The following is a 23,092-nucleotide window of genomic DNA, read 5'->3' as shown; positions in this document are numbered from 1 at the left end:
AAAGCCCATGTCCCCTTACAATAAATCAGTTTCGATATAAAACGGGCCGCGCAGTCTAGCAATGGAGAATTGGGCATGTCTTGCAAGCGAGTGGTGGTGCATGAGAATCGCTATGCCGACTCAGTGACACTGATGGGCATTGGCGACAATGTGAAGAAGTTACCGGGGGTGCAGCTGGCGGAAGTGCAGATGGGCACACCGGCGAATCTGGAGGTCATGCGGGGGCTGGGTTTCGACATTCCGGCGTCTGCGAGCGCCAACGACCTGGTGATAGCCCTGGCCGCCGACGACGCCGCGGCGCTGGACGCCGCGCTGACCATGGCCGTGGACAGTCTCAACCACCGCAACCAGCAGGCGGACGAAAACGTCAACTCGCTGGACGACATTGACTGCGCCGACGGCTGGAATCTCTGCCAGATTTCCCTCCCTGGCGAATACGCCGCTGCGGAGGCCGAAAAGGCCATCCGCAAGGGCATGGACGTGTTTATTTTCAGCGACAATGTGCCGCTGGCGGACGAGCTGCGGCTCAAGCAGCTCGGCGAAGGACACGACGCACTGGTGATGGGCCCGGATTGCGGCGTAGGACTGCTTGACGGTGTAGCCCTGGCTACCATGAGCATTGTCCGCGATGGCCCGGTGGGCATCGTCGGCGCTTCCGGCAGCGGCGCCCAGGAAGTGGCCTGCATCGTGGAAAAAGCCGGCTCGGGCGTTTCCGCCCTGATCGGCACCGGCGGCCGGGATCTATACCCGCAGATCGGCGGGCTGTCCATGATCAAAGGCATGCGCCGGCTCGCCGATGACCCGGCCACGCAAGTGATCGTCCTGGTCTCAAAACTCGCTGACCGCGCCGTGATGGACAAGGTCCTCACCCACGCCGACCAGATCATCAAGCCCGTCGTCGCCATCTTCCTGGGCAGCGACGCGTCCCTCTTCGCCGCCCATCGCGTCCACGCGGCCTTCAGCCTGGAAGGCGCCGCCCTCAAAGCCCTGGCGCTCTGCGGCGTCGCCACCGACGGCTTCGCCTTCACCCAAGCACAAATCGACGCAGCCATCGCCCGCGATCTGCCCAAGCTCCGCCACGAGCAGAAGTACCTGCGCGGCATCTACTGCGGCGGCACGTTCGCCGAAGAGTCGCTGATCTACCTCAAAGAACACAATCCCGACGCCGCGCTCTTCTGCAATCTCAAAACCCGCTACGCCACGCAGCTCGCGAATCCCCGCCAAAGCCGCGGCCACGCGCTGATTGACCTCGGCGCCGAGGAGTTCACCGTTGACGCGCCGCACCCCGTCTTCGATCCCACGCTGCGCCTCAAGCGCTTCCGCCAAGAAGCCGCCGATCCCGAAACCGCCGTCATCCTCCTCGACTTCATCACCAGCCCGGGCGTCCATCCCGACCCGATCGCGCCTTTCGCCAAAGCCTGCGCGGAGGCCATCCAGGCCCGCAATGGCGCGCTGGTCGTCATCGCTTCCATCTGCGGCTCCGCGCAGGACCCGCAAGACATCGCCGCTTGCGGCCGCCAACTCGTCGACGCTGGCGTCATCCTCACCGGCAGCAACTTCCAGAGTACGCTCCTGGCCAGCGACTGGATCAAGGCACTCGAGAAACGGAGCTGACACACCATGAATAAAAAATGCCCCGCCGGCAACAAAAAACTCAAAGTCGTCAATATCGGCCTGCAGTCCTTCGCGGATTCGCTCCGCCGGCAAGGCGTCAAGGTGGCGCAAGTCGCCTGGCGACCACCTGTCAAGCACGACAAGGACATGACCGACCTGCTTGATTCCCTAATGTGAAGGACCACGCAAGATGAACCTGAAAGAAAAAATCGCCGCCGCCAACGACCACGCCGTCAATGAACTGATCAACGCCAATCCCGTGTGGGTGGACATCCAGCCCGCCGGCAAGGTCGTCGACGGTCTCGAACCCAATATGATCCTCCACTCCGGCCCGCCCATCGACTTCGCCGACATGGTGCCCCTGCACCGCCGCGGCATGATCAGCGGCGCGCTCTACGAAGGCCTGGCCAAAAGCGAAGACGAGGCCATCGCCAAACTCAATAAGGGCGAAATCAAGGTCAGCAGCGCTCTCGACCACAATACCGTCGGCGCCGGCACCGGCATCATCACTGCGTCAGTAGCCATGATGGTCGTCGAAAACAAAAGCAACGGCGCCCGCGCCGCGACCTTCCCCGCCGAAGGCCCCTTCCAAGGCGGTCTCTGCGGCTGGGGGCTCTTCAGCGAGGACATCGCCGCCAATCTGCGCTATATGCGCGACGAGCTCTTCCCCGTCCTCCGCGAACTCATCAAACGCCGCGACGGCCTGCCCATCAAGCCCATCCTCGCTGAAGGCATGCAGATGGGCGACGAAAACCACACCCGCCAAAGCGCCGCCGACCTGCTCTTCATCAGGCAGATCCTACCCGATCTTTTCCGCATGGACATCCCCCGCGACACCATGCTCAAATGCATGGACTACATCGTCAAAACGCCCCGCTTCTTCCACTGCTACGGCCAGGGCGCCAGCATGGCCGCCCTGCTCTCGGCCAAAGGCACGCCCTACTCCACCATGACCGTCGCCTTCGGCGGCAACGGCGTCGAATACGGCATCAAGGTCGCCGGCATGGGCACCGACGAGTGGTTCACCGCGCCGTCCATGATGATGAAAGGCCGCTACACGTCATCCCAATTCAGCGAAAAAGACCAACTGCCGTGGATCGGCGACAGCTGCGTGGTCGAATGCGCCGGCCTCGGTGGCCTCGCCGCCGCCGCCAGCCCCATCGTCTGCAACTTGCGCGGCCTCAAACTCAAGGACGCCATCGCCCTCACCCGCGAAATGCAGGAAATCTGCATCGCCTCAAACCCGAACTACCCCATCCCCAACCTCGATTTCGATTTTCTGCCCTGCGGCATCGACATCCGCAAGGTCGTCAAAACCGGCATCGCCCCGGAAATCCACGGCGGGATGTTCAACCACGACGGCGGCCTCATCGGCGCCGGCAGCGCCCGCATCCCCATGCTCTGCTTCGAAAAAGCGATCAAGGCCTTCGCCGCCAAATACCGGGAATAAACAGCCCATGGCCGACAAGATCATCGTCCTGAACCTCGGCACCACCAGCTTCAAATGCAAGCTGTTCGACTTCGCCCGGGGTGAACGCGCCATCGCCAGCTGCGCCGTCGAACGCGTCGGCGCGGCTGCGCCGTCGCCCTGGCAGTTCAAGGCCAGCGATGCCCGCCAAGACGGCCTGGCTCCCTGCCGCGACCACGCGGCGGCCTTTCATCTCTGCATCGGTCTCCTCCAGGACCACGGGCTGATCCGCTCACTGGACGACCTCGACGGCGCCGGCTTCAAGACCGTCCACGGCGGCCCCATCAGCGGCGCCGTCCCCGTCGACGACGCCGTCTTGGCCGTCCTCGACGAATACGCGGCCTTCGCGCCCGCCCACAATCCCATGTACGCCGCGCTCATGCGGCAATTGCGCGCCAAACACCCCGCGCTGAGCCAGGTCGCCTGCTTCGAAACCGCCTTCCACGCCGGCATGCCGGCGTACCGCGCCACCTATGGCGTGCCTTACGCGTGGATGACCAAGTACGGCGTCCGCCGCTATGGCTTCCATGGCGCCAGCCACAGCTACATCGCCGCCAAATTGCGCGATCTGGCCCCCGACGCCCGCCGCGTCATCTCGCTGCACCTCGGTGGCTCGTCCTCCCTCTGCGCCATCAAGGACGGCAAATCCATCGCCACCAGCATGGGCGCCACCCCCCAGTCCGGCCTCTTCCAGAATAACCGCGTCGGCGACTTCGATCTCTTCTGCCTGCCGCGCCTCGTCGCCGGCGAAGGCAGTCTTGATCGCGTCATGGACATCCTCGCCAGCGCAAGCGGCTTCCTCGGCCTGAGCGGCGTCAGCAACGACCTCCGCGATGTGCTCCAGGCCGCCGACGCCGGCAACAACCAGGCCGCGCTGGCCTTCGCCGCCTTCGTCGATAACTGCATCGGCTACATCGGTATGTTCACCGCTTACCTGCAGGGCCTCGACGCCGTCGTCTTCACCGGCGGCATCGGCCTCAATTGCGCGCCACTGCGCGAAAAAATATGCCAGCACCTCGACTACCTCGGCGTCGCCATCGACCCAAAACTCACCACCGGCAAAATCAGCACCACCAACAGCAAAATCGCCGTCTGGTGCCTCGAAACCGACGAAGAGCTCATGGTCGCCCGCCAAACCCACAACGTTCTCGGCAATTAGCCAATCAGACCGATCAGACCGATCCGACCGATCCGACCGATCCGACCGATCAATCAACCGGATCCGTCCGATCCGACCGATCAATCAACCGGATCCGTCCGATCCGTCCGATCCGTCCGATCCGTCCGATCAGCCAAGTTCGGCCCGAAGGGCCGTACCATGCATAACCCTGGGTGAGGCGCCCGGAGGGCGCCGCAACCCAGGGCAGAAGAAGCAAATAGGACCAGCGCCCGGAGGGCGCCACACTCACAAACCAAGCTCCGTCCGCGAGAAAAGAAGACAGCCGATCCGTCCGATCCGTCCGATCCGTCCGATCCGTCCGCGATAAAAGACCGAAGATACGTCCGCGAAAACCAGGTGCATTTCAACGCCGCGAAGCGGCAGAAGCGCTGAAAGCGCGAAACATACTAGCCCAGGGCAAGCAGCGCTGAAAGCGCGCGCCGCCCTGGGTAGTGTGCCATATTAGTCCGTTTTCCTCGGCCGCATCGGCGCCAGTCGGCGAAGCTGACTGGCGCCGATGCGGCAATGGAACCCACATTTCATACAGTGCCCGGAAAGGCACCCACATCTGCTTCGCGAATACCTCGGAGCCCGACATGCATTATCCTGCTGACCCCAACCCCAAAAACAACACTACCCCGCCACACCACGCCCCGCGCACCATCCACGCCTTGGCCAGCTACCTGGCCGACGACTTCCCTGCCACAGCCGGCGCCGGCGCCGGCGCCGCCATCACAGCCACCACCCCACCGGACACCAACTCCACTTCCACCGCTCTTGGCCGCGTCCACTCCATCTTCACTCACGCCATCAATATCAGTATCGGCGACACCCTCCTGACGCTCTGCGACGATCCCAGCGCCGGCATCCCTGACAGCGTCGTCCTCTCCCCCGCCGACTTCGCCCGCCTGCAGCTCCGCTGCGACGACCCGGTCCGCATCGCCCGCCACCAGTTGCTCTTCGCGTCCTCGCCCACCCCCACCACCCCCACCACGGCCGTCGCCCTCACTGGCCCCAATTACGACAACCGCTTCCCGTCCAACGTGTCCATCGCCCTGCCCACATTGCTGCATGATCGCCTCGACGCCATTGACGCGGCCTTTCTTGCCGGGCACCGCCTGCCCGCCGGCGCCGAAGAGCGCTTTCCGTTGCTCCTTGCCGCCATCGCCGCTGCCGACCACGCCGCCTGCGCAACGCATCTGCGCGCGCTCATCGGCCTGGGCCCCGGCCTGACCCCGGCCACCGACGACGCGCTCCTCGGCCTCCTCGCCGTCCACGCCTTCCTCACCGCCACCACGACCACCACCACCGCCGCCACCGCTCTTCCCATGCCAGCCAGGCCGCAGTTCCCGGCCCTGGTCTCCCGCTTGGCGGCGACGCTCACCACCGCCGTCAGCCACAAATACCTGCGTTGCGCCGCCCAAGACCGCTTTGCTCAACCGCTGATCCACTCCGTCCTCGCCATCATGACCGCACCCACCTCACCGCAGGCCACCACAGCGCCTTTTCCCACGCCCGACGCCTCCGCCTTGCGACGCCTCGTCGCCACCGGCCACAGTTCCGGCCGCGACACCCTCCGTGGCGTCGTCCTCACCATTCGGCGTATCTTCGCCACCCATCACGCTCCCAACCGCTAATCACTGGCCAAAATCGCCCGGAAACCCATCATTTAACCCGCGGCGATTATTTGTCAGACTCCCCCCAGCCAATATATTAGGCAGCTCTCGTCATCTGCGGCAACGCCCAGATCATGCCAAACAACGCTTTTTGCTGCCAAGTTATCGCGTGCCCGCACGGTATGCTGCACCCATCGAAACCGCCGCGCCAATCCGCAACAAAGCTCCGTGCCGATTGCCATTCACCTCCCTCTCAGCCATCTTGCCGGGCGAAGGAGAACCGATGTCCAAGAAAAAAAAGCACCGCTTCAACACCGCGCGCCCTCCCGCCACTTCATCGGCCACTCCACCCGCCCCCGGCGCCCCCCGGCATCTCCCCCTTGCCGATGCGCTGTCGGCGGGGCGAGTTCGCAAGGCCTTCGCGCTGGCTAAGGACCTGCTCTCGCTGCCCAATCTCACGGTTGATGAGCTCGCGTTGATCGCGCAAGCCACCGAACGCAAGGCGCTGCAGATGCATCGCGAGGGCAATGCCAACCAGATCGACGTGATGGCCCAGTCCATGATCAAACGAGCACCGCTCCTGGCCAACATGTTCCGCCCGGAATACCGCATCTTCTTCCTCCGCAAACCACCATACGCCGCTTACGAAACAGACGCGGCCGTCCGTGAGCAACTTGACGCCTACGTGCTCCACCTCCTGCGCGACCCCGCCGAACTGACCGAAAACAAGGACATCAGCGATCAGCACCCGCTCAAACAAAATGCCCGCCTGATCATGGCCACATGGGAAAAGATCGAGGCCGGCAACGCCGACCTCGACGAACTCAACCGCTCTATTGGGCGCCGCTCACCTTTTGTCGCCTGGCGCCTGTTTCTCAACGCCCTCAACGCCTGGTACGACGGCCAGAAGGACCTCGCCCTTGACAACCTCCGCCGCATTCCCGACGATGCGGCCCTGCGCAGCCTGGCAACCGACCTGCACATCGTCATCAACAACGAGACGACGACACTCACCGCAGACAAAATCATCGCCGCCACCAAAAACAACACCCTCAAGAAAAACCTGCAGGATATTGAGAACATCATCCTTAACGACGGCGCCAAGGCACGAGCTCAAAGCCTGATGGGTCAGACCTTCACCCCCGAACTGCGGCAAAACAGCCCCGTCCTCTACCGCAATCTCCTCGCCTTGCTCATACACCAAATCGCCCAGCATGCATATGATCAATTCAAGTGGTCGGACCTATTCCCAGCCAGCGAAGAACATGACCGCGCTTACGCCATCACTGAAATCCAACGCCACGTCATCGCCGAAGACAACTGGCGTTCCCTATTGGACAAATACGCCTTCACTCCGCAGGAAAAAGCGCTGATCTATGACTTGCTGGCCAGCGGCAACTCGCTCCGCCTGCAACCCGAATCAGACTTCATCGGCTGGCAATACGCCCCGCGCATCACCAAAACACAGGCACGGAAAATCTATGACCACATGGCACAATTGTGGGAAAATAGCGTCGCCAGCTACCCCCTCCGCGAGGCGTTCCAAAAATGGCATACCATCGCTGAGACCATTCTCCCACCCGCTCAAAGCGATAACATCCTGGAACGATGGCTTAAGGCTTTCCCAGACGACGAGGCCGCCGCCCGCAAACTCCTCAAATCAGCCCGCAAACGCCACGTCTACACCAAAGCGTCCAGTCTCCTGCAACGCCTACAGGAGCGCTTCCCCCAAGACCCCGAACTCAACACCGACGCGGCCTTCCTCGAACTGGAAAAAGCCCTGGCAGCCATCAGCAAACGCGACCACACCAAAGCACGCGCCATCCTTGGCGACAAGCCGCCCGCGCCCGGCATCTTCTTCGCCGCTTGCCACCGCACGCTCCGCAACGCCTGCGGCGACCAACAAGCCCCGGCCTACCCCGTCATCGACGCATTCATTCATAAGCGCCTGGCCGACAATAAATTCAGACTTCCAGCAGACAATCAGACACCACCCGAGGTCATGAGCGCAACGGACTTCTTCGCCGAAACTGACGCTATCTTCGCCGTCGCCGACCCCGTGTGGGGAAACGCCGGGCTCCCCGAACTGCACCTACCCCAATCGCTCACCGGTCTTGACGCCATTCCTTGCGAAAAGCTCTGGGACTTCTGCACCCCGTTTCTCGAAAATGCTCATCTCTATGCCTACGGCAGCCGTCAGGCCAAGTTCCTCTGGAATCTCACCCAGCACGCCCTCAATCGCCGCGATCCGCGCTGGACCGGCGCCTTCCTCCTACCACGTGTGCTGGTCATGCACCAAGCTTCGTGCAGACTCAACCACTTCGGCAACGCCACCGCTTACCACAAGCGACAAAAAATAGTCATCGACCTGCTCGCCCTTGCCAGCAAATGCCTGCTCGACGCCGATAACGTCGCCCCACAAAAATTCATCCATGATTTCCTTGACCAACTCGACATCAATGACGGCGTCATTGCCAAGAAACGCGACCAATGGAACCAAAAACAGATCAAGGCGCTAATCAACGACGCCATTAACACATCAATAGACAGTATCCTCGACCGAGTCGTCATCCCCGAATCAAGCCAACTACGCTACGAAACCACCAATTACCCCATCATCCTGCACGATTTCACCCTTGAAAACGACGACGACGAGGATGACGACGATGAGGACGATTTTGACGACGATTTCGACGATGACGATGACGACGACACTTACAACAGATTTGATCCCGACGACGCCGAGAGAATGCTGGATGAACTCACTGACTTACTACATAAACTCCACGCAGCCAACAAACGAGGGAGATAGCACTCACCATGAAATACCCCTACGCCATCCTCGGCGTCCCCGAAAACGCCACCCAGCAGGAAATCCGCCAAGCCTACTTGGATTTGCTGCGCAAATACCCGCCAGAACAAGCGCCGGACAAATTCCAGGAGCTCCGAGACGCCTGGCAGCTTGTAGCCGACGACGTCGCCCGCGCGCGCCTGGCCGTCTTTGGCCTGCAATTCCATCCGCATCCCCCGCCAAAACCCAGCTGCCTCCTGCCCGAAACGAGCGCTCTGCCTCGCCGCCCCGGCACAGCCTTCTGGCGCAAACTCCTCGCCAACACGGAACCCACGCATGATTGACGATACAACCAAAGAACAACTGGTGACGGATTTCCGCGCCTGGCTTGACGAGCTCAACCAAGACCCCGTCGCCCAACTTAATGGCGACGCCCCCGCCCCCGACCTCTTCTCCTTCTACGGCGAACTGGCCGCGCTCCGCCAGGAAATCAGCATGCAGACCCGCGGCGTCCATCGCAACGCTCAGGACATGACCGCCATCCTCGGCGACCTCAAAGGCTCCCTCACCAGCCAAAGCTCTGCCATCGAAAACGCCGCCCGCGAAGTCAAAGCCCAAGTGCCCCAGGCCCGAACCCAAGGCGAAGACGCCGTCCTCCTCGAACTCATCCGCCTCCGCGAAGCTTTCGCCGACAACGCCGAACACTTCGCCACCCAAAAACTCCACGGCTTCTTCACTCCCAAAGCCGACCGCGATTTGCTCATACAACAACAACAACACCTCAATCTCCTGGTCAAAAAAGCCGACGACGCGCTCCGCCGCTTTGACGTCACCCCCGTCGCCAGCGTCGGCGAACCCTTTGACGCCACTACCATGCGCGCCATCGCCGTCAGTGACAACAACGACAGCCCCCCAGGCGCCGTCACCAAAATCTTCTCTCAGGGCTTCCGCCGCAACCAAAAAATCTTGACGACCGCCGAGGTCGAAGTGAGGAAACAAGCATGAGTGACATCATCATCGGCATCGACTTGGGAACCACCAACAGCGAAGTGGCGGTGTGCATCGACGGCAAAATCGAAATCATCCCCATGGCAGACGGCTCACTCATGCTCCCCTCCGTCGTCGGCATCTCGCCCAAAGGCAATCTCATCGTCGGCCACGAGGCGCGCAACCAACTGGCTCTGTACCCGGACAACACCGTCCGCTCCATCAAGCGCAAAATGGGCAGCGGCGACAGCGTCAACCTCGGCGGCCGCGACTACCTCCCCCAGGAAATCTCCGCCATGATCCTCACCACCCTCAAAAACGCCGCCGAAAAACACCTCGGCAAGCCCGTCACCAAGGCGGTCATCACCGTCCCCGCCCAATTCAACGACGCCCAACGCAACGCCACCCGCGAAGCCGGCCGCATCGCCGGCTTGGACGTGCTGCGCATCCTCAATGAACCAACCGCTGCCTGCCTCGCCTACGAAAACAATACCCCCGACAAGAAAAAAACTCTCCTCGCCTTCGACCTCGGCGGCGGCACTTTCGATGTGTCACTGGTCAGCATCGAAGGCGATGTCACCGAAGTCATCGCCAGCAGCGGCGACAATCATCTCGGCGGCGACGACTTCGACCAGGCCATCGCCGAACGCCTCCAAGCCGAAATGCTCGAAAAAGACCACGGCGCCCTCGACCGCATCGCCGAATACCGACTCCTCAAAGCCGCCGAACAAGCCAAAGTGCAACTCTCCGAATTCGCCTACGCACAAATTATCGAAAACAACCTCGTTGGCAAAAACGGCGACAGCTTGTCCCTCGACCGCGAATTGTCCCGCCAGGAATTCGACGAGCTGCTCGAGCCCTTCGTCGCCAAAACCGTCCTCGCCGTCCGCCGTTGTCTCAGCGACGCCGGCGTCAAAGCCGATGCCGTCGATGACATCATTCTAGTCGGCGGCTCCACCCGCAGCTCGGTATTTCAAGACATGATCGAACGCGAATTCGGCCGCCGCCCCCACGCCGACATCCAGCCCGACCTGGCCGTCGCTTACGGCGCCGGCATGATGGCCGCGCGGCTCATGGGCGAGCAGCAACACCGCATCCTCGTCGATATTACCCCCTACACCTTCGGCATTTCCTGCGTGGGCGAACTCAACGGCCAACTCTGCCATTACTGCTTCGTCAGCATCATCAAGGCCGGCGCCGCACTACCCGTCGCCCGCGAAGAAGTCTTTTTTACCATCCAAGACAACCAAAAGGCCATCGAAGTCAATGTCTTCCAAGGCGAAAACCCCGACGCGCGCAAAAATACCCTAATCGGCACCTTCTGCATCGAAGACCTCTCGGAGCAACCCGCCGGTAATAAAATCGTCATGAGCATGAAACTCGACCTCGATGGCCTCCTCCGCTGCTCAGCAATCGAAAAAATCACCGGCAAACGCAAAGACATCGTCATCACCAACGCCCTCGCCAAACTCACAGACGACGAACTGGCAAAATCCCGCGAACGCGTCGCCAAGCTCTTCGCCAACCAGCCCCCGTGGAACCCACTCAACGGCGACGTGGATGACGACAACACCGATGACGACGACGCCATCGCCGGCATCCTCGCCGATGCGATGGACGCGAACCAAGACAAAGTCGAGAAGCAAGGCGCCCACGGCCGAAAGACCGCCGATGACGCCCCGGATATGATCAACACCATCACCCAGCTCGCTTTCCGCCTGCAAAAAGTCTCCTCAAAAATGCCCCGGGAAGACCTCGCCGAAGCCAATGAGCTGGTCCAACAAATGAAAGCCGCCCTCAATACCGGCGACACTAAGGCTTTCCACGCCGCCTGCCAGGAACTCGACGACCTGCTTTTCTACGCCGAATCATAAGCGCACCGAAGCGGCGTGTGTGCCCTTCCGACCGCCAGGCAAGCACCACTTGCTTTCCCGCGCCTTCGCGCCGTGCCTCGACCGCACGGGGGAGCAAGCCCTACCCAGCGTTGCTCTGACTCGCTGACCAACTGTTGTTACGAAGTCCTAACCGCACCAGAACTGCCTCTGTCCACCCTCACCTCTGACCTCAAGGCCCATGCCACATGTACGACGATACGCCCATCAAATGCCCGACCTGCCGCAAAAACCTCGGCACCGCCGATGAACTGCCAGATACCTGTCCCCGCTGCGGCACTGCCCTCAAAGACCTCCACGTCGTACTCGCCGCCGCCAAACTTCGTCAACAAATCGGCACCAGCCACGCCGCCGCCGGCAATTTCACCGTCGCCTTGCAGGCATACACCCACATGCAACGCCTCCATAACACCCCGCTGGCACGCAAACTCCGCATCTTCGCGGCCTTCGCAGCCAACAACGGCCAGTGGCGACAGCCATAAACCGGCAAACCCACCTCGTCCACCCTGTCCACTCTGTCCGCCCCATCCCCTCCTCACGGGACTGGGGCTCATAAATCCGTCCGCGCCATTCTCGCCGATGGTGACGCGCCCGTCTTCATGCCGTGCTGCAAGCTTTCAACCTTCGCCGTTGCAAAACAAAGGGCTGCCGGAACGCTTGGCATCATTACGCACGGCGTCCCCACACCTCGCCCCTCAGAGTAGCGGCGCCGGGATGAAGCGGCAGTCCACCCCACAGGGATAGACCTCCGGATACATGCACACCACCGCACCCATGCCAATTTCTTTCTTGAAACGCCGCAGAACTTGAAAATGCCGACTGTCATCACGCCGCGGCGTCGCCGTCTTTTTTAATTCCACCGGATACAACCTGCCATTTTGCTCTATCAGTAGGTCGATCTCCTTCATGTCTTTGTCACGATAAAAAAACAACCCCGGCCGCGTCTTGCCACTGTTGTAATAGCTCTTCAGAATTTCTGCCAGGCACCACGTCTCGAAAAATGCCCCCGACATCGCCCCGGTTTCCAGCACCGCCGCCGTCGGCCACTGCGTCAGAAATGCTGCCAGGCCTGTATCCAGCAGATACAGTTTCGGTGACTTGACCAGCCGTGAGGTCAGATTGTTGGCATAAGGCTCCAGCAGAAACACCAAATTGGACGCCTCAAGTATGCTCAGCCAGCTCTTGGCCGTCGCGATTGAGATGTCCGCATCACGGCTGAGTTCCGCGTAGTTCAACAGCTGCGCCGTCCGCGCCGCCACCGAACGCAGAAAACGAAAAAAACGGTCCAAATCACCCACACTGCCCAAATCCCGAATATCTCGTTCCAGATAGGTCTGCACGTATGATGAATAAAACAGCTCGCGCTGCTCACTGCCGCCTTGAACCATGCCCGGAAAGCTCCCCAGGAATATCCGCTCAAAAAGCTCCGGCGTCGTCATTGGCCGCGGCCCCGCCAAAAACTCATTGTCCGGCAAAAAAGGTACCGTTGCGCTTGAGCTCATCTCACGCTGAGACAAGCCCAACATCTCCAAAATGCCTATCCGCCCCGCCAGCGATTCACTGACCCCCTTCATCATCTGGAACTGCTGCGAGCCCGTCAGCCAAAACATGTTGCGCGCCTTCTCGGCATGGTCATGCCGAGCCTGGTCGATCGCGATCTTGAGGTAGGGCAGAAGCTCCGGTGCGTACTGAATTTCATCTATCAGGACCGGCGCCCCATAACGCTCCAAAAAACCCGCCGGATCGCGCTTGGCAAAATCACGATCAAGCATGTTGTCCAAGGTGACGTACTTGCGTTCCGACGATGATAGGTGACGCAGAAAAGTCGTCTTCCCAACCTGACGAGGACCAACCAACAACATCGCCGGAAAATAATCGCTTCCACGCAAAAACGCCTCCCGCAACGCCCGCTCTATGTACACGATGACCTCCTTTCACAGTTTGGCCGCACAATCTTTTTTCGGCTAATATGCATCAATAGCTAATTATAGCCGATAAAATACATCTCGCAAACCATAGGCATCCGCGTTTTCGTTCACAAAACGTAATCGGTCAATCATTGATAACAGCCGGCCCCAGGACACGCCCTGGACCAGTGGGACTGATTGGCAACGGCACTGGGGCGAGGACTCACAACTCATAAGGCATGGTCCCATGGATTGGACCTCTGGGACCAATGCTCTTAACTCAACGATTTTCTTGCCGCTTTTTCCCCCTACAAAACAGCAGGGCTTTTCATCGCCGCAAAGCGGCAGAAGCGCCTTCGCGTGAGAAAATAAGAGCGGACACGCAGGTCCGCCCCGACATCGCGCCTTCCATCGGCGGCCAGAATTGCCGCGCAGCGGCAAGACCGGCCGCCTCATTTTTGTCTTCTTCGCGCCTTCGCGCCTTCGCGTGAGAAAAAAAGAGCGGACACGCAGGTCCGCCCCGACACCGCGCCTTCGCGTGAGAAAAAAAGAGCGGACACGCAGGTCCGCCCCGACATCGCGCCTTCCATCGGCGGCCAGAATTGCCGCGCAGCGGCAAGACCGGCCGCCTCATTTTTGTCTTCTTCGCGCCTTCGCGCCTTCGCGTGAGAAAAAAAGAGCGGACACGCAGGTCCGCCCCGACACCGCGCCTTCGCGTGAGAAAAAAAGAGCGGACACGCAGGTCCGCCCCGACATCGCGCCTTCCATCGGCGGCCAGAATTGCCGCGCAGCGGCAAGACCGGCCGCCTCATTTTTGTCTTCTTCGCGCCTTCGCGCCTTCGCGTGAGAAAAAAAGAGCGGACACGCAGGTCCGCCCCGACACCGCGCCTTCGCGTGAGAAAAAAAGAGCGGACACGCAGGTCCGCCCCGACATCGCGCCTTCCATCGGCGGCCAGAATTGCCGCGCAGCGGCAAGACCGGCCGCCTCATTTTTGTCTTCTTCGCGCCTTCGCGCCTTCGCGTGAGAAAAAAAGAGCGGACACGCAGGTCCGCCCCCTTCGCGATGGCGCGCAAAAAAAACCGCCCGGGAAATCCTACTGGATATCCCGGGCAGGTAAGTATCGCCTTATGCGGCGATTACTTGTTTTCGGCGCTACCGTCCTCCAATTCGGTCAAACGCTGGCGAAGATCAGCGACGGTCTGTTCCAAACCAGCCAGCTGGTTGCGCAAAACCGTTCGTTCTTGGTCAGGCGCCAGCGGCGCCGCCGGTGCCACCGGGACGCCCCAAGCCGCCGCACCGCGACCAAAGCCACGACCGAAGCCGAAGCCCGCACCGCAGCCAAAGCCGCCGCCCAACCCGCGACCAAAGCCGCCGCCCATACCGCGACCGCCCACTTGCGGGTTCATGTAGCCCGGCGCCGCAAATCCGGCGCAATAGCCCGCGCCACGACCCGTCATTGGCCCCATTCCCATGGGGCCGGTTCCATTTCCTCTTGGCATAATAATGCTCCTTTCAGCTTACTGTGATTTCGTACCGTTTTCCTTTTGGTGACAGCCGCCGCTGCAGTTCGACGTCATCACCACACATTATTGTCAACCACCGCCGCGACCGCCGCGATAGCCACGACGATGACAACGGCGGCCATAACAACCCGGCATCACATACTGGCGCTGTCCCAAACGCCCACCGGCATAAGCCTTGATCACCTGCTCGACACCACCGCATATCTGAGATATCACCTCAATATCTGCCGCCTTGACGGCTGCCTCGACGGGCCAAGATATGGCCCCGCACACTAAAACCTCCACACCCGCTGCCGCCAAAAGCGCCGCACGCTGCTGCGCGTCCTCAACGCCCAACTCAACGTCGCCTAACACCGTCAAGCCCCCGGCATTCACGTCAACCAGCATCACTTGCGCGGCGACATCAAACACCGGACTGACTCGGCCCTGCCAATGTGGTATTGCTATCTTGGTCATGCTTGTATATCAGCAGAAGACATGCCAGAAAGAAAGTTGACTATAAAAATTCACCGCGCCCTGCTCAAATCCCACCTAGCAAAGGTCTTATTGGCCATGCAAATTGCTTATAGTCGTGCAATATGATATAGTACTAACTACATAACCATGTATTTTGCAACACTAGCGCCCCTTTTTCTACCCATCAACCAAAATCTCCCGCCGCGCGACGCCCGATCCAGCATATCTTCCTGCCCACGGCAACCTGTCATCGCGCCACAACGGAGGCCACGCCATGAGCAAACGCAAAGAATCAGCATCGGTGGACTTCAATCCGCTGGAATTCACCATCTTGGATTCGCTCAACGAGGGCGTTTTCACCGTGGACCGGAATTGGCGCATCACCAGCTTCAATCACGCTGCCGAGCAGCTCACCGGCATTCCGCGCGAGCAGGCATTAGGCTGCCGCTGTTCGGAGGTCTTCCGAGCTAGCATCTGCGAAAAAAACTGCGCCTTGCGCCGGACCATCGACAGCGGCACGCCGGTGGTCGACGCGACCGCCCATATTGTCAACCAGCGCGGCCAACGTCTGCCAATTCGCATCGCCACAGCGCTGCTCAAAGACCCCACAGGCGCCATCATCGGCGGCGTCGAGACCTTCCAGGACCTGACCCAAGTCGAACAACTACGCAAAGAACTCCAGGCGCGATACAGCTTCGAGGACATCATCGGCCGCAGCCCCATAATGACCCAGCTGTTTGATATCCTGCCACAAATTGCAGCCAGTTCGTCCACCGTGCTGATTGAAGGCCCCAGCGGCACCGGCAAAGAGCTCTTTGCCCGCGCCATCCACCACCTCTCGCCGCGAAAAGGCAAGCCCTTTATAGCAGTCAATTGCGCGGCGCTGCCCGACACCCTCTTGGAAAGCGAACTCTTCGGATTCAAGGCCGGCGCCTTCACCGACGCCCGCCATGACAAGCCCGGCCGCTTTGCCCTCGCCGACGGCGGCACCATCTTCCTGGACGAAATCGGCGATATTTCGCCAGCCATGCAGGTCCGCCTCCTTCGCGTGCTCCAGGAACGCGAAATCGAGCCCCTGGGCGGCATTAAACCCATACCCGTCGATGTGCGAGTCATCACTGCCACTAACAAGGACCTGACCGAACTGGTCAGCCAGGGCACTTTCCGCGAAGACCTGTACTACCGCGTCCGCGTCGTTTACCTCAAACTCCCCCGGCTGGCGCAGCGCCGCGAAGACATTCCGCTGCTGCTCGAACACCTCATCAGCAAATTCAATCATTTGCAGAATAAGAATATCGCCGGGGTGTCCGACGAAGTCATGGCCCGCCTCATGGAACACGACTTTCCTGGCAATGTCCGCGAACTGGAAAACATCATCGAGCAGGCCTTTGTGTTGTGCCGCTCGGGACTCATTGAGATGAAACACCTGCCCATCGACCTCAGAACCGAAGCCAGCAACGCCCCCGGCGAGACGCGACACCTTCTACTCGCAGCCATGGAAAAAGCAACCATCGAGAATGCCCTCCGCCGCCATAGCGGCAACCGCAGCCAGGCCGCCGCCGACCTCGGCATCAACCCCAGTACCCTCTACCGCAAAATCCGCGCCTACAGCATCGTCCCACCCCCCGAAGACGGCCGCAGCAACCGCCGCTGACCAGCCGCAACCTCTCAAGGCACCTGCATCGCCTGCACTCGACTGCACCGGCGCCATTCCCTCACGATAGCATGATGTTACGAGCGCTGCAGCAATGTGTTATTGCTTTATTCAACCTTCATGCCTTGTGTTATTTTCGCGAATGTCTTACACTACAAATTGCTCTTGTTTCTATCGTTGAGCCAACGCCAGCATCCGATCAGCACAAGGAGCACTCCACCATGAAATCACCTGTGCAGACGCGACTAGGTTCTCTCAGCCTCCTGGTATTCATCGTGGCCCTTCCCATAATCCTCGCTCAGCCGGCGGCCACCATCGTCGCACCATCGCCACAGATCACTTCTGCTCAATCTATTACCAGTAGTCTTGACAGCAACAATCAGCCCCCAGCACTGGCAAACTCCGTTGCCAAACGCCCCATTCCCGCAAATGCTCATCGCGCGCTACCCCTCCGAATTTCCCGCGCCGCAAGCCGCAATGCCATCCTGGCCATGCGCGGCATCAACCTGTGCGGCGCTGAATTCGGCCAAAGCAGCCTGCCCGGAATCTATAATCGAGACTACATCTACCCAGACGAAGCGACCATCGAGTACTTCCTCAGTCACGGCATGCATACGATCCGTTTGCCATTCCGCTGGGAACGCCTGCAACGCACGCTCGGCGATGAACTCGACGCCGAGGAGCTGAACCGCCTGGAGCCAACGGTCCGGTTCATCATCAATTCCGGCGGGCGAGTCATTCTCGACCCACATAACTTCGCACGCTATCACGACAAGGTGATTAGCTCTGAAGATGTCACCATTGAACACTTTGCCGACTTTTGGCAGCGCCTCGCCGAACGCTTCAAAAACGACGACCGGGTGATTTTCGGCTTGGTCAATGAACCCCATGATATGCCCGTGGCAACCTGGCTGGACGCCGCCAACGCGGCCATCACCGCCATTCGTCAAACCGGCGCCAACAACCTCATCCTTGTTCCCGGCGGCAACTGGACCAGTGCTTTTTCCTGGTTCAACGACTGGGGCGACGGCGCCAACGCCGACATCATGGACGGCGTCGTCGACCCGGCTGATAATTTCGCCTTCGAAGTGCATCTCTATTTTGACGCAGACAATTCAGGAACGTCTACTGCGGTCGTCAGTCCGACCATCGGCCCGGATAGACTCGCGCCCTTTGCCCAATGGTGCCGCGAGAACAATTTCCGGGCCTTCCTCGGCGAAGTCGGCGCCCCCAACAGCACCGACGGCCTGACGGCCCTGACCAATACCCTCGCCTACCTGCAAAACGAAGCCCAGGACGTGTTTCTAGGCTGGACCTACTGGGCCGCCGGCCCGTGGTGGCCCTACGACCATCTGTTCGTCATCCAACCCGCCAATCCGGCAGACCCGGACGACAAACCACGCGCGCAACTCGCCGAGATGCTGCCCTTTCTGCCCGCAAGTCACCGTGTGCTGTTCGAGCTAGCCCCCCATGGCACGCACAACGGTGGCGGCGCCCTGCAGCAGTTCATCGAAGATGGCAAAGCGGCCACCGCGCCAACCCTGCAAACCCCGCCCGAATGGACGTTCACCGGCTGGGACAACCCCCTTGATAATGTAACCACCGACCTGCTTCTCACCGCCATCTACGCCGCGACCACCTTCACCCTGACCTACACCGCCGGCGATAACGGCAGCATCGACGGCCTCCCGCAGGTCGTGCAGCAGGTCCCCTACGGCCAGCAAGGCCAGCCCGTCACCGCCGTCCCCGCCAACGGCTACCGCTTCCACCGCTGGAGCGACGGCCTGGACACGCCAACGCGCAGCGACGCAAACATCACGACAAACCTCAGCGTCAGTGCCGAATTCGCCCCCGAACCAAAAGTACCAGCCATCACCTGGCCAGCGCCAATCGATGTCATCTACGGCTCAATGCTGTCGGCTGAACAGCTTAATGCCGCCGCTAGCACGCCCGGCGCCTTCGTGTATGATCCGCCAGCGGGCACGCTGCTTGCAGCGGGCACGCATACGCTGCATGTCGCCTTCACTCCCGATGACCCCGAAAACTGGACGCCGAACGCAACCACAGTAAACCTAACCGTCCGCCCCGGCGCACGCATGCAGCTGCAGTTGTCCTGGAATAGCGACAACGAGTCCATCATCTTGCACTTCGGTGAAACGCCCTCGGCTGAAAACGGCATGGACTCGTGGGACCGAGCGGCGGAACCGGCACAGAAAGCCTATTTCTGCAGATATCTTGTCGAGCAATCCGCACAACCTCTGCAAACAGACATCCGTCCAGTGCCAAACAATGGCATCACCCGCTGGCGGCTGATACTTGACGGCACTGGCCGCCGCGATGACGACGTCACGCTCACTTGTGACATCCGCGCCGCCGACAACACACGCGCTGTCTTTCTCCAGCGTCTCGCTGACGAACAGCCCATCGGCAGCATGATCGATCTTCGTAACACATCCGATGGCTCTCTCGCCATTGATGCCACTAGCCAGTGGGAACTCGCCTACGCGGCGCCAGCCACCACGGGCTACACCATGCACCTCAACGCAGAGTGGAACTTACTGGGAATGCCAATGATGACCACCGCCCATACAGCCGCGCAGGTATATGCGCAACTGAGTGCGAATAACGTTACGGACCTCTGGTACTGGAACGACGGCTGCTTCCGGCGACAGCGCGGCGACACGCCCCTCTTACCCGAAAAAGGCTACTGGGCATATTCGCCAACCGACACTGACATCGGACCTATCCCAGGCATCCCAGCAGACGGCGTGGTACTGCTCAAACCAGGCTGGAATCTCTTCAGCCCGCCCCAGAATTGCTCGTTCGCGCCCCCGACTGGACTGACGACAGCAGCCTTGCTGAACAAGGCGTCAACTTTTGCGCCGTTGCGTCCCAACACCCCCCTGCTGACCGGCCACGCCTATTGGTTCTTCCTCAGCGACGATCACCCCCGCACCCTCGCCTTCGACCAGTAAGCGCCCAACCACCATCACGATGTTTCCTCCGTAATCTTCCTTCTGTCGGGGAAAACTCGTCCGCCGCTTCTTGTCTTCACCAGACGCGAACACATAGGCCAGCCACTACCTCGCACCGTTTTCTCAGACCGATCAGACCGATCAGACCGACGATCCCCCACCGATCAGACCGATCAAGTCAACGATCCGTCCGATCCGTCCGATCCGTCCGATCCGTCCGATCCGTCCGATCCGTCCGATCCGTCCGATCCGTCCGATCCGTCCGATCCGTCCGATCCGTCCGCGATAAAACAAAGACAATCAGACCGATCAAATCGACGATCCCCCCGATCTGCCCGCCCCTCCCGCAAAACAACAAATTGCGGCGTGAATAGCCGCGTACGCCAAGACTGGCTGTGTGGATATGCATGAATCTGCGGCAATCTGCGGATAAAGAGGGGGGCGGCCACGACGCGGAAAACAATCTTCCGCCATTCTCACCCAGAAAAACCCACCCAGCGCTCACAGGGTGAAAACCCTGTCGATGGCACCGATTATTGTAATCACCACCGCAAGTTATTTATTGTTAATGTGCGAAATCTTGTGATGAAACGTGGTATCGCCAATTGGTGATTCCTTGTACCAATGTAACCACGTCTTTTTTTATGCGCTATGGATTTTTCAATAACCTTATCATCAATAATCTATGAACGAATTTGCCCCGTAGGGGCACGACCATGCTTAACCCCAGGCTTCAGCCTGGGGTAAGGTATCCCATAGAAATCAGTGCCTCGTAGAGGCACTACAGCACTGAAGTCTTGGTTGAAAATGGTTTGTAATCGTGTTCAGATTGTGTTTGTCAGGCATCCAGTAGCGCCCCCACGGGGCACGATTGGCAGGAGAGCATTTTTCCCCAGGCTAATGCCTGGGGTTAAGCATGGTTTAGCGCCTACGGCGCATGTCAAGTATCTCTTTCTATCACAAGATTTCGCACATTACCGCTTTTTTGGGGGCTACATGGCGGCGATGGCAAAAGGGTATTTTTCGCCGGCGGCACGGCGCGCAATGACGTCACGGACAGCCGGCGGCGCGTTCAGTCCGCTCGTCCACAGCCAGGGAATATGCCGGCTTGCATCGGGCGCCGGCAGAGAGGGATTGGGCGCCAGGTCGATCCGCCCGCCAAAGTAAGGCCGGCGGCGGCCGTAGGACAGTTCCAAGCGCACATCACGCAACTCGACGTCCTCGACGACGCCGACGCCGTCACTGGCGACGACGATGCTGTTTTCAGCGCGCAGGACGGCATTGCGCAGCGACACGCCGCGGATGCCACCGCCATTGGCGGCGAAAATCACCAGCGGCTCGCCTTTTCCCCACCACGGCCCAGCGTAGATGCGCGTGTCCATGGTAACGCCGTCAACGGCGATGTTCTCAACCAAGCCCCCGCAATCCGCAAAGATCGCAATGCCGCGATTGGAGTCGCGCACGATGCAAGTGCGCACCTGCACATTGCGGACCTTGCCGGCCTCAAAACCAAAACGCAGGGCCGATGACGCCGAACGGAAAATGCAGTCGCTGATCAGCACATTCTCCGTCTGCAGCGCGGGATCGGAAATAGACGTCAGGGCGATGCAGTCGTCACCGCAGGTGAAAAAGCAGCCGCTGACCACGACATCGCGGCAGCCGCAGCAGTGAATACCGTCGCTATTGGGTATTCGCAGGTCGTTTTCAATGCGCAGATCACGAATGCGCAGATGCGACGAGTTGTGAAATACAGCCGTCCAGGTCGGCGCGTCCGCCAGCGTCACACCACTAAGCTCGACATGCTCGCAGCTGTGGAAAAAGAGCAGCCGGTTTGGCCGCTCATTGCGGCCGGGCATCGCGTAGTGGATGTCGCCGTGCAGTTCGGCAGGCAACTCATCAAGCGCGCCGTAACAGAGCTTGGACGTGTTGGCAAAAGCCCGGCCATTGCAGTCAATACAGCCCGCGCCGCAAATGCGGACGTCCTGCGCGGCAATGGCGTAGAGCAGCGGCGTCGTGCAGTCGTACAGCGTCCACGCAAAGGGATAGCGCAGGTAGCCGTCCATGGTCTCGGGCCCGCGCAGTGTCGCGCCATTTTCCAGGCAGAGCGTGGTATGCGAACGCAGACGCAGACTGCCGCTGCAAAACAACCCGGGCGGCACCAGCACGGTACCACCGCCGGCCGCGGCGCAGTCGTCCAAGGCCCGTTGGATGGCCGACGTCTGCAGGGCCGTAATGCCCGGCAACGCGCCGTATTCGCGAATATCGTAAATCATCAATAACTCTCCTCACTTAACATAGGCAACGCCCCCAGACGTCGCACAGACGCCTGGGCACCACCAGCTAGTATTGGCATTCAGCGTGGCATGTCGTAAGGCGCGTCCTTGGCAGACAAAATCGAATTCAACAGGCAATGGACAATCTTGTCGCTGCCGCGCAAGTCGCCTACGCGAGTGTAGGTCATGGCCATCGCTCATTCGCCTGCTGATGCCGCTCACAAGAAAAATCTACGCAACCCCCACCCCGTGCGCAGTTAGGCGTAGAATATCGCCTGTCCTGATGATTCTACAAGATTCGCCATGCAATTACGAGTAATTGCATGTAATCGGTCAGTAACCACCCCGGTGGGGAATTCACCGGGGACAATTTGCAGGAAACCCACGGCCGGTCGCCGCTCAACCATTCGACCTTGATTTCCGCCGACCTTTACGGCAGCAGGTTTCATAGGAGTGATTGATTACCAAAACTGTGGTGCCTCTACGAGGCACTGTCTGTTGGCAGGCGGCGTCCCCAGGCTAAAGCCTGGGGTTAAGCATGGTTATGCGCCTACGGCGCAAAAACATGGATATTTAATGATGGTGGTTTTCGGCCCGAACCAGACGTGGTTTTCGGCCCGAACCAGACAAAGCAAGTCCTCAGATCGGCCAAGTTCGGCCCAGAGGGCCGGACCATGCATAACCCCTGGTGAGGCGCCCAGAGGGCGCCGCAACCAGGGGTGAGGCGACAACTTAAAATTGCGCCCGGAGGGCGCCACATTGGCGAGGCGCGCCGC

Annotated in this window: 16 protein-coding genes; 12 read left to right on the top strand and 4 right to left on the bottom strand. The window is 60.3% G+C overall.

The window, feature by feature from the left end; genetic code table 11:
* Positions 1-75 precede the first annotated feature (75 nt).
* From J3R75_RS14135 to J3R75_RS14090, 10 genes are all read left to right on the top strand, one after another.
* Positions 76-1,614: an AllF/FdrA family protein gene (locus J3R75_RS14135; protein WP_307262711.1), complete on the top strand. Its 1,539-nt coding sequence runs from the start codon at positions 76-78 to the stop codon at positions 1,612-1,614.
* Positions 1,615-1,620: 6 nt separating this feature from the next.
* Complete coding sequence (locus J3R75_RS14130; RefSeq protein WP_307262709.1) at positions 1,621-1,791, top strand: hypothetical protein; 171 nt, start codon at positions 1,621-1,623, stop codon at positions 1,789-1,791.
* 13 nt (positions 1,792-1,804) lie between these two features.
* Positions 1,805-3,064, top strand: coding sequence for a YlbE family protein (locus J3R75_RS14125; protein ID WP_307262707.1), 1,260 nt, complete (start codon positions 1,805-1,807; stop codon positions 3,062-3,064).
* A gap of 7 nt (positions 3,065-3,071) precedes the next feature.
* Complete coding sequence (locus J3R75_RS14120; protein ID WP_307262705.1) at positions 3,072-4,241, top strand: acetate/propionate family kinase; 1,170 nt, start codon at positions 3,072-3,074, stop codon at positions 4,239-4,241.
* Between the two features lie 596 nt (positions 4,242-4,837).
* On the top strand, positions 4,838-5,878 hold the full coding sequence (locus J3R75_RS14115) for an oxamate carbamoyltransferase subunit AllH family protein (protein WP_307262703.1): 1,041 nt from the start codon (positions 4,838-4,840) through the stop codon (positions 5,876-5,878).
* Positions 5,879-6,140: 262 nt separating this feature from the next.
* On the top strand, positions 6,141-8,669 hold the full coding sequence (locus tag J3R75_RS14110) for a hypothetical protein (protein ID WP_307262701.1): 2,529 nt from the start codon (positions 6,141-6,143) through the stop codon (positions 8,667-8,669).
* 8 nt (positions 8,670-8,677) lie between these two features.
* Positions 8,678-8,992, top strand: coding sequence for a J domain-containing protein (locus J3R75_RS14105; RefSeq protein WP_307262698.1), 315 nt, complete (start codon positions 8,678-8,680; stop codon positions 8,990-8,992).
* Complete coding sequence (gene grpE, locus J3R75_RS14100) at positions 8,985-9,653, top strand: nucleotide exchange factor GrpE (protein ID WP_307262693.1); 669 nt, start codon at positions 8,985-8,987, stop codon at positions 9,651-9,653. Before J3R75_RS14105 ends, grpE begins: the two co-directional genes overlap by 8 nt.
* Positions 9,650-11,509 (top strand): Hsp70 family protein, encoded by a 1,860-nt coding sequence (locus J3R75_RS14095; RefSeq protein ID WP_307262691.1) that lies wholly within the window; start codon positions 9,650-9,652, stop codon positions 11,507-11,509. Before grpE ends, J3R75_RS14095 begins: the two co-directional genes overlap by 4 nt.
* Positions 11,510-11,715: 206 nt before the next feature.
* Positions 11,716-12,009: a hypothetical protein gene (locus J3R75_RS14090; RefSeq protein ID WP_307262689.1), complete on the top strand. Its 294-nt coding sequence runs from the start codon at positions 11,716-11,718 to the stop codon at positions 12,007-12,009.
* Between the two features lie 213 nt (positions 12,010-12,222).
* On the opposite strand, the gene J3R75_RS14085 is transcribed toward J3R75_RS14090, so the two are convergent.
* From J3R75_RS14085 to J3R75_RS14075, 3 genes are all read right to left on the bottom strand, one after another.
* Entirely contained in the window at positions 12,223-13,449 is a 1,227-nt protein-coding gene (locus tag J3R75_RS14085) for an ATP-binding protein (protein WP_307262687.1), read from the bottom strand.
* A gap of 1,122 nt (positions 13,450-14,571) precedes the next feature.
* Positions 14,572-14,934 carry a DUF5320 domain-containing protein gene (locus tag J3R75_RS14080; protein WP_307262684.1) on the bottom strand — a complete coding sequence of 121 codons (363 nt, stop codon included), beginning with the start codon at positions 14,932-14,934 and terminating at the stop codon, positions 14,572-14,574.
* A 93-nt stretch (positions 14,935-15,027) separates the two neighbouring features.
* Positions 15,028-15,414 (bottom strand): NifB/NifX family molybdenum-iron cluster-binding protein, encoded by a 387-nt coding sequence (locus J3R75_RS14075; protein WP_307262682.1) that lies wholly within the window; start codon positions 15,412-15,414, stop codon positions 15,028-15,030.
* A 274-nt stretch (positions 15,415-15,688) separates the two neighbouring features.
* Between J3R75_RS14075 and J3R75_RS14070 the strand changes: the two genes are divergently transcribed.
* Both J3R75_RS14070 and J3R75_RS14065 read left to right on the top strand, forming a co-directional pair.
* Positions 15,689-17,068 carry a sigma-54 interaction domain-containing protein gene (locus J3R75_RS14070; RefSeq protein ID WP_307262679.1) on the top strand — a complete coding sequence of 460 codons (1,380 nt, stop codon included), beginning with the start codon at positions 15,689-15,691 and terminating at the stop codon, positions 17,066-17,068.
* Positions 17,069-17,289: 221 nt separating this feature from the next.
* On the top strand, positions 17,290-20,043 hold the full coding sequence (locus tag J3R75_RS14065; RefSeq protein ID WP_307262677.1) for a cellulase family glycosylhydrolase: 2,754 nt from the start codon (positions 17,290-17,292) through the stop codon (positions 20,041-20,043).
* Positions 20,044-21,035: 992 nt separating this feature from the next.
* Here the strand turns inward: J3R75_RS14065 and J3R75_RS14060 are convergent.
* Positions 21,036-22,316, bottom strand: a complete 1,281-nt coding sequence (locus J3R75_RS14060; protein ID WP_307262675.1) for a glycoside hydrolase family 28 protein — start codon at positions 22,314-22,316, stop codon at positions 21,036-21,038.
* Positions 22,317-23,092: the final 776 nt, after the last annotated feature.

The organism is Oligosphaera ethanolica (genome assembly GCF_030814695.1).
Lineage (GTDB): Bacteria > Verrucomicrobiota > Lentisphaeria > Oligosphaerales > Oligosphaeraceae > Oligosphaera > Oligosphaera ethanolica.
The sequence above is the reverse complement of the archived record's forward strand: the minus strand, read 5'-3'. Positions and strand labels throughout refer to the sequence as shown.

Bases quoted from the DNA above. Each gene is read 5' to 3' on its own strand.
- J3R75_RS14135 (WP_307262711.1), top strand. From the start codon at position 76: ATGTCTTGCAAGCGAGTGGTGGTGCATGAGAATCGCTATGCCGACTCA.
- J3R75_RS14130 (WP_307262709.1), top strand. From the start codon at position 1,621: ATGAATAAAAAATGCCCCGCCGGCAACAAAAAACTCAAAGTCGTCAAT.
- J3R75_RS14125 (WP_307262707.1), top strand. From the start codon at position 1,805: ATGAACCTGAAAGAAAAAATCGCCGCCGCCAACGACCACGCCGTCAAT.
- J3R75_RS14120 (WP_307262705.1), top strand. From the start codon at position 3,072: ATGGCCGACAAGATCATCGTCCTGAACCTCGGCACCACCAGCTTCAAA.
- J3R75_RS14115 (WP_307262703.1), top strand. From the start codon at position 4,838: ATGCATTATCCTGCTGACCCCAACCCCAAAAACAACACTACCCCGCCA.
- J3R75_RS14110 (WP_307262701.1), top strand. From the start codon at position 6,141: ATGTCCAAGAAAAAAAAGCACCGCTTCAACACCGCGCGCCCTCCCGCC.
- J3R75_RS14105 (WP_307262698.1), top strand. From the start codon at position 8,678: ATGAAATACCCCTACGCCATCCTCGGCGTCCCCGAAAACGCCACCCAG.
- grpE (WP_307262693.1), top strand. From the start codon at position 8,985: ATGATTGACGATACAACCAAAGAACAACTGGTGACGGATTTCCGCGCC.
- J3R75_RS14095 (WP_307262691.1), top strand. From the start codon at position 9,650: ATGAGTGACATCATCATCGGCATCGACTTGGGAACCACCAACAGCGAA.
- J3R75_RS14090 (WP_307262689.1), top strand. From the start codon at position 11,716: ATGTACGACGATACGCCCATCAAATGCCCGACCTGCCGCAAAAACCTC.
- J3R75_RS14080 (WP_307262684.1), bottom strand. From the start codon at position 14,934: ATGCCAAGAGGAAATGGAACCGGCCCCATGGGAATGGGGCCAATGACG.
- J3R75_RS14075 (WP_307262682.1), bottom strand. From the start codon at position 15,414: ATGACCAAGATAGCAATACCACATTGGCAGGGCCGAGTCAGTCCGGTG.
- J3R75_RS14070 (WP_307262679.1), top strand. From the start codon at position 15,689: ATGAGCAAACGCAAAGAATCAGCATCGGTGGACTTCAATCCGCTGGAA.
- J3R75_RS14065 (WP_307262677.1), top strand. From the start codon at position 17,290: ATGAAATCACCTGTGCAGACGCGACTAGGTTCTCTCAGCCTCCTGGTA.
- J3R75_RS14060 (WP_307262675.1), bottom strand. From the start codon at position 22,316: ATGATTTACGATATTCGCGAATACGGCGCGTTGCCGGGCATTACGGCC.